Source organism: Clostridium hominis (assembly GCF_014287825.1).
Taxonomy (GTDB): domain Bacteria; phylum Bacillota; class Clostridia; order Clostridiales; family Clostridiaceae; genus Clostridium; species Clostridium hominis.
In genome coordinates, this window is the sequence record NZ_JACOOO010000004.1 from 31,785 (window position 1) to 46,427 (window position 14,643).

General features: G+C 29.3%; 12 protein-coding genes and 1 pseudogene. All 13 read right to left on the bottom strand.

Annotated features, from left to right (window positions below; all coding sequences use genetic code 11):
* Positions 1-31: 31 nt before the first annotated feature.
* The 13 genes and pseudogenes from H8S20_RS02020 to H8S20_RS02080 all read right to left on the bottom strand — a co-directional run bounded on the left by H8S20_RS02020 (position 32) and on the right by H8S20_RS02080 (position 14,518).
* Positions 32-1,501, bottom strand: coding sequence for a family 1 glycosylhydrolase (locus tag H8S20_RS02020; protein ID WP_032119658.1), 1,470 nt, complete (start codon positions 1,499-1,501; stop codon positions 32-34).
* A 14-nt stretch (positions 1,502-1,515) separates the two neighbouring features.
* Positions 1,516-3,372, bottom strand: a complete 1,857-nt coding sequence (locus H8S20_RS02025; RefSeq protein WP_032119659.1) for a glucose PTS transporter subunit IIA — start codon at positions 3,370-3,372, stop codon at positions 1,516-1,518.
* Positions 3,344-3,469 (bottom strand): hypothetical protein, encoded by a 126-nt coding sequence (locus tag H8S20_RS20620; RefSeq protein ID WP_279287152.1) that lies wholly within the window; start codon positions 3,467-3,469, stop codon positions 3,344-3,346. Before H8S20_RS20620 ends, H8S20_RS02025 begins: the two co-directional genes overlap by 29 nt.
* 23 nt (positions 3,470-3,492) lie before the next feature.
* Entirely contained in the window at positions 3,493-4,356 is an 864-nt protein-coding gene (gene licT / locus H8S20_RS02030; protein WP_186859190.1) for a BglG family transcription antiterminator LicT, read from the bottom strand.
* 166 nt (positions 4,357-4,522) lie between these two features.
* Positions 4,523-6,535 (bottom strand): penicillin-binding transpeptidase domain-containing protein, encoded by a 2,013-nt coding sequence (locus H8S20_RS02035; protein WP_243177476.1) that lies wholly within the window; start codon positions 6,533-6,535, stop codon positions 4,523-4,525.
* A 71-nt stretch (positions 6,536-6,606) separates the two neighbouring features.
* Positions 6,607-8,025: an aminotransferase class I/II-fold pyridoxal phosphate-dependent enzyme gene (locus tag H8S20_RS02040; protein WP_186859192.1), complete on the bottom strand. Its 1,419-nt coding sequence runs from the start codon at positions 8,023-8,025 to the stop codon at positions 6,607-6,609.
* A 140-nt stretch (positions 8,026-8,165) separates the two neighbouring features.
* A complete protein-coding gene (locus tag H8S20_RS02045; protein WP_186859193.1) occupies positions 8,166-9,380 on the bottom strand; it encodes a M16 family metallopeptidase in 1,215 nt (404 codons plus the stop codon).
* A gap of 24 nt (positions 9,381-9,404) precedes the next feature.
* Positions 9,405-9,929, bottom strand: a complete 525-nt coding sequence (locus H8S20_RS02050; RefSeq protein ID WP_186859194.1) for a dihydrofolate reductase family protein — start codon at positions 9,927-9,929, stop codon at positions 9,405-9,407.
* A 141-nt stretch (positions 9,930-10,070) separates the two neighbouring features.
* The gene (gene scfB / locus H8S20_RS02055; RefSeq protein WP_186859195.1) at positions 10,071-11,423 is read right to left on the bottom strand and encodes a thioether cross-link-forming SCIFF peptide maturase; all 1,353 of its coding nucleotides are present in this window, start codon (positions 11,421-11,423) and stop codon (positions 10,071-10,073) included.
* A gap of 130 nt (positions 11,424-11,553) precedes the next feature.
* Positions 11,554-11,691 carry a six-cysteine ranthipeptide SCIFF gene (gene scfA, locus H8S20_RS02060; RefSeq protein ID WP_003371542.1) on the bottom strand — a complete coding sequence of 46 codons (138 nt, stop codon included), beginning with the start codon at positions 11,689-11,691 and terminating at the stop codon, positions 11,554-11,556.
* Positions 11,692-11,894: 203 nt separating this feature from the next.
* Positions 11,895-12,910: pseudogene (locus H8S20_RS02070) on the bottom strand (tyrosine-protein phosphatase).
* A gap of 233 nt (positions 12,911-13,143) precedes the next feature.
* The gene (locus H8S20_RS02075; RefSeq protein ID WP_032119667.1) at positions 13,144-13,719 is read right to left on the bottom strand and encodes a CDP-alcohol phosphatidyltransferase family protein; all 576 of its coding nucleotides are present in this window, start codon (positions 13,717-13,719) and stop codon (positions 13,144-13,146) included.
* Between the two features lie 133 nt (positions 13,720-13,852).
* Positions 13,853-14,518, bottom strand: coding sequence for an HAD family hydrolase (locus tag H8S20_RS02080; RefSeq protein WP_186859197.1), 666 nt, complete (start codon positions 14,516-14,518; stop codon positions 13,853-13,855).
* Positions 14,519-14,643 lie beyond the last annotated feature (125 nt).

Here is a 14,643-nt window from a genome sequence, read left to right on the forward strand (position 1 = left end):
TATTACATATGTACTCTTCTTTATTTTAAATCTAATCTAAGTCTTTACCATTAGAGGCAATAACTTTTTTATACCAATAGAAAGAATCTTTTCTGTAACGATTATAAGTTCCATTACCTTCATCATCTAAATCAACATATATAAATCCATAACGCTTACGCATCTCACCAGTTGATGCACTAATTAAATCAATGCATCCCCAAGCTGTATATGCCCTTAAATCAACTCCATCATCAATAGCTTCTTCCATAGCTTTAATATGTTGTCTTAAATATTCAATACGATATTGGTCATGAATTGAACCGTCTTCTTCTACATGATCGATAGCTCCTAATCCATTTTCTACAATCATTAATGGTAATTGATAACGATCATTTAAAACATTTAGTATATATCTTAAGCCGTCTGGATCTAAAGACCAACCCCAGTCACTATATGTTAAATATTGATTTTTAGCTCCTAGTACTAAGTTACCAGCGCCATCCATCTCTACATTCTTATGTGTAGTTACGCAACTTGATGAATAATATGAAAAACTAATAAAGTCTACAATACCTTCTTTTAATTCTTCTAAATCTTTTTCATTAAATTCTAATTCAACCCCACTACGCTTTCTTGCGCTTACTGCGTAAGATGGATAAGATCCACGTACCATCACATCTCCACTATAGAAGAAAGTATCTTGTAATTTCTTCTGACAAGCCAAAATATCTTTTGGATCGCAAGTTAATGGATAATTACAAGGACATGCTAGCATACATCCTACTTCATACTCTGAATTAATGCTATGAGCTATTTTTACCGCCCTTGCACTTGCTACCATTTGATGATGTAATTTTAAGTAAATATTTCTCTTATCTTCCTCTGTCATTCCTTTAAAGAAATCAAAATGCATAAGTAGACTATTAATCTCATTAAATGTTAACCAGTATTTAACTAAACCATTATAACGCTTAAATACAGTTTCTACATAACGTTGGAAATAATCAATTAAATCATGATTAGTCCATCCTCCACACTCTTCTTCTAAATAAAGAGGCGTATCATAATGACATAACGTTACTAAAGGTTCAATATTATATTTTCTACATTCTTTAAAAACATCTTCATAAAATTGTAATCCCTTTTCATTCGGTTCTTCTTCTATACCTTTTGGAAATATTCTACTCCAAGATATAGACATACGATACATCTTAAATCCCATTTCAGCAAATAACGCAATATCTTCCTTATATCTATGATAGAAATCAATTGCCTTTTGATTTGGATAATAATGATCTTCTAATACTGTACGCTTAGCATCTTTAGGAAATGGTGCAAATCCTGAAACCTTTCCTACATTGCCATCTTTATCAATATATGTTATATAACGAGGTGACTTAGCACTTCCAGCTAAAGTGAAATCAGATGATATAGCTCCTTTCCCATCTAATCCAAATCCACCTTCACATTGATTAGCCGCAGTTGCTCCACCCCAATAAAAATTCTTTGGAAAACTCATTTTTTTACCTCCTCTTATCTAACAACCTTCAGCATCTTATCTCCATGATTGTGCTGACCATGATCTAATTCAACAACATCTAAATAATCAGTTGTATTTGTAATAATTACTGGTATTTCACAGCTATAACCTTCAGCTTCAATTTTTTCTTTATCAAACTCTACTAATAATTGTCCTGCTTCTACTTTGTCACCTTGAGCAATATGTGTTTCAAAATATTTACCTTCTAAAGCTACAGTGTTAACACCAATATGAATTAATATTTCACATCCATTATCAGTAACAATTCCGATTGCATGTTTTGTAGGGAATAATGTTCTTACAACCCCATCACAAGGTGAATACACTTTTCCATTAGCAGGAATTAGTAAACACCCCTTTCCTAACGCTTCACTTGCAAAAGCATCATCACGTGAAGATGTTAAAGATTGAATTATACCATCAACAGGCATTAAAATAGTTTCTTGATTTAATTGACCTGTAACTTCTCTTTTCTCTACCTTTTTCTCATCTTTTTTCTCATCTTCATTTAGATATTCATAATCTGAATCTTTATAAATTACTAATCCTAATGATAAAGAAACAACAAATGGAACAATCGCCATTAGAATAATTGCTATTATATTAGGCTTTACAGGATCTATAAATCCTAATAATCCAATAACACCCATACCTGCATATGTATGCATTAATAGCCCACTTAAAGCAACTACAATACCAGAAGTAACTCCACCTATACAACAAACAGCAAATATCTTTTTACGAGGTAAAGTTACACCATATGTTGCCGGCTCTGTGACTCCAAATATAGAAGATATAAACGCTGGTAAAGCTATTGATTTTAATTTTTGATCTTTTGTTTTTATTAAAACTGCTAATACAGCACCACAAGTTGCAAATGAAGCACCATATGAGAACGCTAAAACCTGGCTAGGATTTCCAGCTACTAAATCCATAAATGCAATTACTGTTAGTACACCATGAATTCCAAATAGTACAAAGACTTGCCATAAACCACCTAAAATAATGCCTGCAAGCAATGGTGAGAAACTACAAACTGCTGTAAGTACAGTATTTAATCCGGTACCTATTAAATTTGCTAATGGCCCAATAAGTATAAATGTAATTGGGAATATAATGACTAAAGTTAATAATGGTGTCATGAATCCTTTAACTACACTAGGTAACACTTTATTAAACCACTTATATATAGGAGCTGCTAATATCAATCCAAATAAAATTGGTAAAAATGTTGATACATATGATGTATTAGTTACATATCCCATAATATTAATATCAGTGTTTTGTATTGTTGGATAACACATAGCTCCTGCTAAAATTGTTCCAAAGAAAGGATCAATTCCAAACTTCTTCGCTAAGTTAAATCCTAATATTAACGGTAAAAAATAGAAGAAACAATCTCCTGCTGCATTAAGCAACATATAAATACCTGAGCTTGGATCCAATCCCATAAATGTTAATAACACTAATAAACCTTTTATAATCCCACAAGCACACAGTAAATGGAGTGTAGGTCCCATTCCCCCCATAATAACACCTAATGCTCTATCAATAGGACTTTTTTTCTTCTCTGGCTTTTTATTTTCAGCTCCTAGAGATTCTAGACCTAATTGTTTACAAACTTCATCGTAAACCTCTCCAACGTGTTCTCCAATAACAACCATATATTCTCCAAGGCTTTTTACTACTGTAACAACACCTTCCATATTCTTTAACACATCATCATTTGCAATTGACTCATCTACCAATCTGAATCTTAAACGCGTAACACAGTGTCTTAAGCTAACTACATTTTCTTTTCCGCCAACATTTTTAATAATGTCAGAAGATAGTTGTGTATATTTTCCCATTTTTTCTTCCTCCATTTTTAACAAGTTTGTCCATAGGTTTAGCCAACTTAATGTTACCATCCTGATTCATATTTAATATATTGATACTTTTTAGCATACTCCCCCCTCAAATAATTAATTTTAGTGCACATCTGAATTATTATTTTTATTTTTATATATAATGCGTTCAACATGAATTGTTAAATATAACTTTTCTTCATTAGAAAGTTGATATTCATATTTTCGCAATATAAACTCAGCTATTTTTTCTACACATTTATAGGATGTTTGATATTTCAATTTTACTACATCCAAAAGGTCATCATCCGGTGTATCATGATAAGTATTTTGCATAATCAATCTCTGTGCAAAGAATTTTAAATGTGTAATAAAACGATAATAATATACAGAATCGGTATCAAACTCTATAGAGAAATAATATTTAACTATGTTAGATATCTCTTGCATAATCTTTGTTATCTCCAAAACCTGTTTTATATTACTTTCATCCATCTCTGCATTTACTATATGTAAAGCAATAAATGCTGCTTCATCTTCTGGTAATTCTACCTTAAAACGTTTATTTATAATTTCTAAAGCTTTAAAACCTAAGCTATATTCTACTTCATAGAATCGCTTAATATCCCAAAGCATTGAACTTTTTACCATAATCCCATCTAAAAATCTTTGAATAGAAGTATAAATATGATCACTTAAAGAAATATAAATTGTATCATTTAGTTTTTTACCTAGCTCAACTTTAATCATGTTAATGATTTCATCAGCCACCTGTAAATGTTCTAAAGGTATCTTAGATACCAGTTCTTGGAAACGTTTGCTTTGAACTTGATCTTGAAGTACGAAAACCTTATTAATCGCATTTTCATCAATTTCATCACCATTTTTTTTCTTAAAAGCAATTCCTTTTCCACAAACAACAACCTCTTTACCATTATTATCCTTAATAATAACAACATTATTGTTTAAAATACGATCAATAACCATCCCTCTTATTCTCCTTTCTCCAAATAAAAAGACCTATTTGCAACTATAAAAAGATATAATAATACCTTTTAATACTTGCAAATAGGTCTAGCTTGAATTAACAATTACCATCCTGTTTTCATCTTTATTATAGCATTTAGCATTTATTTGTCAACATCTATTTAATTTATCTATTTATATACTCTTCTATTATATTTTTCACCTTAGGAACAGGTATCTGACTGCCACCTCTCCCTTTAACATCTTCAATAATCATAGCCACTGATATTTTTGATGTAGTAGTATCCACTCCAATAAACCATCCATTTTCTGTACCTTCAGTGTCATCTTGTGAAGATTTTATTTCTGCAGTACCAGTTTTCCCTGCAATATTCACTCCTGGTATTCTAGATCCAATTGCAGTTCCATCTTCATCATTTATAAGAGCTGAAAAATCATCTACTAAAATTGAAACATTTTCTTTTTTTATAGCATTTTCTTTCCATATAGTAGCTTCTGTCCCATCATCTATTACTAATCTAGGCTCCATTATATTACCTTCATTAGCTAAAGCGCTATATACTAATGCCATATTCAAAGGTGTAACCATTAATTCACCTTGTCCATATCCAGTATCAGCTAATAGTATATCATTATCGATATCTCCGCTATTGCTTATGCTTGACTCAGCTAACGGATAATCAAATTTCATCTCTTCCCCAATACCAAAACCTTTTATTCCTTCTATTAACTTTTCTTTACCTAACTTTAAAGCAACTTGTGCAAAATAAATATTATCAGAGAATTTTGCAGCTTCCCTAAGAGTTACGCTTTCATTGTACGGTGGTACTCTAGTAACCTTATAACTTCCCCAGCTTTCATCATTTTGCCAAGCTTCACCATTTATATTAAACACTTCATCAGCATTTAATTCTCCATTATTTAATCCTATTGCTGCTGTTATAAGCTTCATAGTAGATCCTGGAGAATACACATTGCTAAATCTGTTTATCTGATCTGCATTATTAGTATTTTTCCACTCTTGAGTTTGAGATTTAGTTATATATGTTACAAATGTATTGGAATCATAAGAAGGTGCACTTACTAATGCAAGAACTTCTCCTGTCTTCGGGTCAACAGCTGTAACAGCTCCTTTTTCTCCATTTAACTCATCATAAGCTTTATTTTGTAGACCTAAATCTATAGATAGTTTAATATCACTTCCATTAATAGGCTCCTTTTTAGCAATAGTTATATACTCACCATTTCTATCTATATAAATTTCACTTCCATCATATCCTCTTAATTTATCTTCATATACTTGTTCTATCCCTGCTTTTCCTATTAAGCTTAATTCGTTGTAACCTTTATCAGCATTAGCAGTTAACTCTTCTGATGTGATATTTCCAATATATCCGATTAATCTACCTGTAGCCTTTCCACCATGGTATACTCTTGATTCTTTAGTATTAATAACTATTCCTTCGCTTTCTCTATTAGAAAGTGAAGCTAATTTTTCATCATTTGAAAGTATATCTACTATTGGAACAAAATGCTCTGGATTAGTATTTCTACTTAATTTCTCGATTATAGTATCTAAATTTATATCTAAAACAGTTGCAATTTCTTTTATTTTTTCATCTCTATTTTCTAAATCAAATATAGATGGATGTATTCCTACTACACTAATAGTTCCATTTTCAGCTAATACAACGCCATTCCTATCTAGTATACTTCCTCTTTTAGAAGGATAGTTTTCTACCATTAGCTTATCTCCAGAAATCATTTTAGGAAATATTAATGATTCGTCCCATTTGATTTTGTATTCCTTGTCCTCTTTATATACATCTACTTTATAATTATCTAAAGCTATATCTCCAGCAACAGTTGTTGATTTTAAAGTGAATGGAATAGTTGTATATTCATCATTTTCTATTAATTCACCATTAATTTCTATTTGTATATTAGTCATCTCAATTGCTGAATATATATTAGTATATCTATCTACAAATGTAGCTTCATCAATATAGCTTTTAGAATCTGTAGTTAACAGCTGATACATCTCTGTAAAATTTCCTTGTATCCATTTATCCTTATATACTTCAAAGACTTCTAAATACTTATTTGTTTTTGAGCAACCAAATAATGATACAACCATTATAAACATCAAAATAATAACTTTCTTATGTACTTTTCTCATAAAAACCCCCATATACGTCACTTTATCACAATATTATACCATAATTACTAATTTCCACCAACTATACTTGTTTATATATTTTTTATAACCTTAATTCTATTGTAATAAATTCCTAATATAGAAATACACTTTCCTTGATACCATCTTATAGCCTTTACTACATCTTCAGTTATTTCTTCCCCTGGTAAAACTAACGGAATTCCTGGCGGATATGGAACTATAAAATCTTTTGATATCCTTCCAGCAGCATGATTTATTTCAACTTCTTCAAATCTAGCATTATGTACTTCAAAAGGCTCTAACCTTTTAATCTTCTCTAAATTAACATATCCTATATTTTTTTCTTCATCTTTAAGTGTTTCTATATCTAAAAACATTATAGCTTGATATATCTTTTCAAAGTCTTCTCTCGTGTTAAATGGCGATAAAATTAACACTACTCCTCTTGAGAAGCTCATTTCACTCTGAATCTTATTTTCTAATAAATACTCTAAAAGCTTATTTCCACTATATCCTACTGGTAATGTCATTATGTATCTACTCTTATCTAATTTATAATTTCCTTCAATATCATCTTGGCTTAAAATTATAACTTTATCTAAAGAGTTAATTTGATTTTTATATACCTCAGCTAAATCTATTAATGAATCATAATCTGAATCACCGTAATTTTCTAAATAATATCGCGCATAATCTAAAGATGACATAATTAAGTATGATGGGGATGTGGTATTAAATGCACTTATAAAAAATTCTACGTTACTATAAATATCATTTACAAGCAAATACGCTCCTTGTGTAAGAGCTGGTAGAGTTTTATGAGCACTTAAAACAACATAATGAGCTAATCTTACCATACTTTCTGGCAACTTTTTATTTATTCCATAATGAGCTCCATGAGCTGCATCTATCAATATCTTTACTCCATTAGCTTTTAACTTTCTTAATATTTTTTCTAAATCACATGATATACCGTAATAATTAGGTGAAGTTAAGATAATCCCCCTAGGATCTTTAGCTTTTATTAATGCATCTTCAATATTTTTTTCGCTACAAGGTAAAAGAATCCCGTTATCTAAATCAATATTAGCCTCTATATAGACAGGCTTTAACTTTCTTAAAATAAGACCATTATATATAGACTTATGACAATTCCTCTCTACAAGAACCTCATCACCTTCATTGAAAGCCGAGAATATACTTGCCATATTTCCCGAACTACTTCCGTTAACTAAGAAATAAGCTTTATCAGCTTTATATAAATTAGCTAAAAGTTCTTGTGCTTCTTTAATAACTCCTTCAGGATGATGAAAATTATCTAAATTCCCTACTTCTGTTATATCTAAGTATCCCATAGTACTTACAAACTCTTTTCCTATATCGTCTTTTAAAAATCCTATTCCACTTTTATTCCCTGGCATTGATAAAATCAAATTCTTTTCTTTATGGTATTTTAACACCTCTTCTAACAATGGTAATCTATTATTCATATCAACCTCGCAAATCATCTTTTTTTAATAATTTGTAATTAAACAAAAAATTATAGTCATAGGATAAAACTCCTATGACTATCTTATTATATTACATATCTTTATACTATTTAACCTAATTAGTATAACTTTTTAACATATTAATTTCTAACAACTTGGATACTCTTATTTTTTAATACCTTAGCAGCTGTATTTATAATATATTCCGGTGTAAGTTTTTCTAAATCCCTGCTTTCATCTACATATATATTATAATCACCAAACATAGTATCATAGGTAGCTAGTTCCTTTGCAAGGCGTACACTCTGCTCCTCACCAAATAATCTCTTCAGCTTAAAACCTTTTATCATCTTAGATATTTTTTTAGTATCTAAATCTTTTTTGAAATTATCCACATCTGAAATTAAATTTTCAACTATTTGAATTGACTTTTCAACATTTTCCACTGATGTAGCATATGTAATTTTATAAACCTTTATATATTCTTCATTTGCAACTCTTGTTAATACATCATATACTAATCCATTATTTGTTCTTAAATTATCAAAAAGTACAGAGTTCACTCCTTCTCCAAAATACTGATTAAATACTTTTAATGCTTTTATTTCCCATTGATTCAATTCATTAATAGGGAATATAATTTGAACCCTAGCACTATTTATATCAGGTTTTTTGTCTATAAAGAGCCCTTTATTTGGTATACTATATATTATCTCATCTTCTGGTAAGTTTTCACTTCTCCAGTCTATAAAGTATTCCTCAACCTTCTCTATTACTTCATCAAATTCAAGACTTGATATTACTGTAATAGTAGCATTATTAGCACAATAATAATCATTAAAGAAATCTATTGCATCATCAATAGTTAATTTTTCTAACGATTCTTCTGTTCCTATGATTGGATACTGAATCCTTCTGCCATCCATACAATTTAAATAAAGTTTATCTTCAGTATATTGCTCTAACTCTTCATCCCATTCTTTAAGTTCCTGCTTTATTACTTCCATTTCTTCTTTGAATCCCTCTTCAGTAAATACAGGATTTAATAAAATATCCGAAAAAATCTCCAATCCTTTACTTAGATCCTCATTTAACAAAGTTCCATAAAAAACTACATAGGGATAATTAGTCATTGCATTTTGAAATCCAAAAGTATCACTTAACACTTTATTGATTTCTTTTTCACTCCTTGTTTCAGTCTGCTTATACACCATATGCTCAGTGATATGTGCAACCCCTAAATTTCCTCCATCACGGGCTGCCCCTGCATCTAATGAAATAGCAATAGAACTTAATTCACTATTACTTTTTTTATATATTAATTTCAATCCATTCTCTAAAATATAATCATTCATTTTTATCCCTCCATTATAAATTAATTATCTTTTTGAGTATCTACAAATTACAATCCCATTATCAACGACATATTCATCTAACTTCAAGTCAATCTTAGGATTATTTCCTAAAAATAATGGTCTTCCTTTCCCTAATATCGTTGGTATTATACCAATAATATATTCATCTATAATATCAGCTTTAATGAAGCTATCTACAAGCTTACCACCACCAAATAGAAATATATCCTTTCCTTCTCTCTTCTTCTCTTTTAATATTACCTTGACTATATCCTTATTAACAAAGCGTACATTGTCATAATCATCTAATAATTCTGATGTTGCAACATATACAGTTTTTTCTTTATAATCTAAGTGAAAGTTTTGATTATAACAATTCTTTCCCATTACTACTATATCTATGCCCTCTAAAAATTTGCTAAAATCATATTTATTTTTTGTATCTAATTTATCACTCCCATCACCGACTATCCACTCAAAGCTACCATCCTCTGATGCTATATAGCCATCTAAACTAATTGCTAAATTTAATACTATTTTTCTACTCATATATTCCTCCATATAACAATTTTAAGCCTTATAACTATACGTATTTCCATTTTGAAATTATTTATTACTACCAACTTCTTAAGTTATCATATATATTCAAACACAAAAGGACAAGCATTACTACTTGTCCTTAAATATAATTTATTCAGCCTTAAGTGCTATTGCACACTCAATTCTCTTCTTTTGCATCTTACATCCGATTTCATAAGGAATATTCATATCTCCATTAAATGCAAAGTTGTTTGACTGACATCCACCTGAACAGTAGAATCTAGCCCAACAGTTCTTACATTTTGGTTTATTATAGATATGAGCCTTTTTAAACGTCTTACCTAATTCAGCATCATAACTATCATCATAAATACTTCCTAACTTAAATTCTTCTTTTCCAACGAATTGGTGACATGGGTAAACTTCACCTTGTGGAGTTATTGCAACATATTCAAATCCTGCACCACAACCTGAAATTCTCTTATAAACACATGGTCCACCATTTAAATCTATATTGAAATGATAGAAGTTGAACTCATCTCCTTCTTTCTTTCTTCTTGCCATTTCTTCGTATAACTTATCGTAGTTTTCAAAGATTTCTGGTAAGTGTTCTTCCTTAAGCTCTAACATATGACCTGCTTCTAAAACAACAGGCTCTATTGATATCTCTCTAAATCCTTCATTTACCATAGCTTTAACATCTTCAAAGAAATCTGTGTTAGCTCCTGTAAATGTTCCTCTTACATAGTAATGCTTAGACTTGTCTCTTTTTTCTATCATCTTCTTTATGTTTGGAAGTATATCATCATAAGAACCTGAACCGTCAACTTTAATTCTTACATTATCATTTACTTCTTTTCTACCGTCTAATGAAAGGATTATATTACCCATTTCTTTATCCATGAAGTCCATCATTTCATCAGTTAAAAGAGTAGCATTAGTAGTCATAGTAAATCTAATGTTCTTTTTCCAAGCCTTTTCATTTTCTCTAGCATAGGCTATTATTTCTTTAACCTTGTCCATGATCATTGTTGGCTCTCCACCAAATAAATCAATTTCAATATTTTTTCTTGGACCACTTCTCTTAACAACATAATCTATAGCCTTCTTAGCTGTTTCAACAGACATTACACCTTTATGTCCATTATACTCACCTTCATCAGCAAAACAATATTTACATCTTAAATTACATCCATGTATTATATTTAAACATACAGCCTTTATATAGTCTCTATCATCCATTGAAGAATGAGCTATTTCTTCATATTGATCTTTTGAGTATAGTATTTCTTCATCTACTAACTCCTTTATTTCATCATATGCTTCTGATACAACATCAGCACCGTACTTATCTCCAAATTCGGCAATAAGCTCTTCCTTTGATCTTAAACTATTATCATCTACTAAGTCATATACTAGCTCGTCTACTATATGAACTGCTCCTGTGTTAACATCTAAAACAAAATAATTTTCACCTTGTTTAAACTTGTGAATTAAACTCACGTCAATCTCCTCCTACGCATATATATTTCCAATCTATATCAAAACACTTATATTAATAATTGCCTAAGTGCTATAACTTTCATCAATGATATAGTAAGAGCTGTTGAATATTGTCAACAGCTCTCATTCATTAGTTTTCACATTCTAAGTTAGCTACTGTACAAGATGTTTTACAAGCAGATTGGCAAGAGTTTGCACATTCCTTACATCCTGGTTTGCATAAGCTGTTCTTGATGTTTGTTTTGTTAATAGTCTTAATATGTTTCATACTAAATCCCCTCCAGTAAATGAATACTTTGGTATTTTATCATATATAACCTAGTAAATAAAGATATATTTTCCTCACATATTTGTTTTTCTCAAATAATTATTATGGATTATTTGAGAAACATTCATTTTATAATAATATATTTACATTTAAATTAAAAAATACCATCTTTTTTTTGTTAAATCACTACTTTCAATACTCTATTAAAATAGATATTTCTCTTTTAATTTATTTAATTCATTTCTTGTAACGCCTAATTCATTAATAATGTACTCTTCATATGAACTATATTTTTTCTTTATTTCATTTAAAGTAACCATTATGTAGTCTTCTTTAACCTCAAACATCCACTTTATTGCTTCTAATACATTTTCATCTTTTATAAAACTTCTTATTTTCGCAAATTGTAGTTCATTAGATTCTTTTCTATAAACATTTGATAATGTATAATCCTCTACAACTTTTTTTCACTTACTCCTAACGCTAACAGTAGTAATGCCCCTGCAACTCCAGTCCTATCCTTTCCAGCAGTACAATGGAAAACTAAAGGCAATCTTTCTTCTTGCTTAATATTATCAAAAAAAATTTTAAAAGCTTCATTCTTCTCTACCATTGTTCTATAGCCACTAACTAAAAATGATTCTATATCATTCATTTTTTCTATATTTCTTAACATTTCTTTAAGCACAGATAGCATATCAAAATTATCTTTACTACCAATAGAATTCTCCATATCTTTAATACCAGATTCATTTATATACTTGCAATTTTTTAATTCAACATCTGCCTCTGTTGCAACTTCCATCTCAGATCTTAAGTCAGATATCGTAGCTAGACCCATATTCTCCAAATAATTTTTATCCCTCTCGTTTACTTTCCCCATATTAGCACACCTATAGAAACAACCCCATCTAACCCTTCTACCATCTTCTGTTACGTATCCACCTAAATCTCTAAAATTTTCTATGCTAGATACATCTACTAGCCTAGTTGAAAAAGCTCCTGTACTCCTACCAGCATTAATTACTTCAAAAAACACTCTTGTATTATCCGTTGGAGATTTCACCTTTATTTCTTCATCATAACCTTTAACTAGTAAACTCTTTCCTTCCATATTATTATTAATGCTATAATAGATTTCATATTCATCATTAAAATTACTTATTTTAAATACATATTCATCATTAACTTTATTCACTATAGCTTTTAAAATATTCATACCTATACCTCTCTTACTATTTACTTTCACTTAATATTAATATGTCGTTTTTTAATAAATTACTAAAAACTTTAATATAAATATTGTACACTACTTATATTAAAATTTGACATAAAGCATATACTTATAAATAAAAGACCTTGCAAAACCTTCAATTTATATGTGTTAATTCTTAAAATCACACATAAAAGTCATAGTTTCACAAAGTCTAATTTTATATCAAAGGACTTTTCTTAATTCTTATACATTTTAAAATACTCTATATTATACATAAAAAATGATAATGCCATGAAAAATGCTGAAATAATCATCAATATATTTTCTACCATACTATTTAACATCGGAAATAAAATCATTATAAATGTTGAAAAATAAAATACTGCTGTAGATACTTTTCCGAACCACATTGCACCATCTAATTTTTTCCCTTTCCTCAATAAAATAATTCCATTAATTAACATAGACAATTCTTTTATAACAAATAAAACAACTAAAAAGAACATCCATTTAATTTTAAACATTAATGCAATTATAATTGCTGCTTGCGTTAGCTTATCAGCAACAGGATCTATTAGTTTTCCTAATTCAGTTACTTGATTAAACTTTCTTGCTATAAATCCATCACAAAAGTCAGTAAGTCCAGATAAAAATATAATAGCAGCTGCCATATAATAATCTACAGCATCTTTTGCATTAACATAAACATAAATAAAAACTGGTATTAATAATATTCTTATGTAACATAATATATTGGGTATCGAGTATACTTCTTTAAAAGTAATTTTTTTGTATTCAGTCTTATTATTCATTTATTCCCCTCCCCCATAATTTTATAAATCCATTTAAATAAGCCTATTAAAGCTATAATGTTGCTTGTTTTTAAAATGTATTATAGCATAAATTAAAGTCTATTTTTATTTTATAAATATAATTCATAGATATTTAATAGTTAAATTCTAAATCTAGGTATTCCTTAAAGTCTATTAAATTTTTGAAAACTTTATGCGAAAATCTCTCTAGTTCATCATCATAATCTTTTAAATCTGGAATATTTACCACTATCATGCCTGCATTATGGCCAGCTTTAACTCCAGCTAAGGAATCTTCAACTACTATACACCTTTCTCTATCGACCTCTAGCTTATTTGCTGCTTTTAAAAATATATCTGGATTAGGTTTGGCTTTTTCTACCTCATCTCCACATACTGTTACATCAAAAACACCTTCAAGGTTTGCATCTTTTAAATGTTTGTCCACTCTTTGTCTTTTTGCAGATGTTGCCAAGGCTACCTTATAATCATTTTCTCTTAAAAAACTTAAAATCTCATGTACTCCTTCTTTTGTAGGAACTGTTCCCTCTTCTATTCTATTAAAAAGAATTTGATCTTTCTCTTTATACATTTTATCTATAGGTAAATCATTACCATAAATATGTTTAAATGTTTTTATAACATTTTTACGTCCTACTCCCATAACTGAAGTATAAACTTCCTTAGTCATCTTATATCCATACTTGTCAAAAACATCTGTCCAAGCTTCTAAGTAAATTCTTTCAGTATCAAAAATCACTCCATCCATATCAAATATAACTGTATTTACTTTATCCATAGTTTGCCTCCAAACTCTTATCTTACGTTAATTTATAATCCTAGCATATTATAAATTAAATTTTAAATTATGGCTAACTACATTTTATTCCACAAAAAAAGATTAAGCGATAGCATAAATTTTTA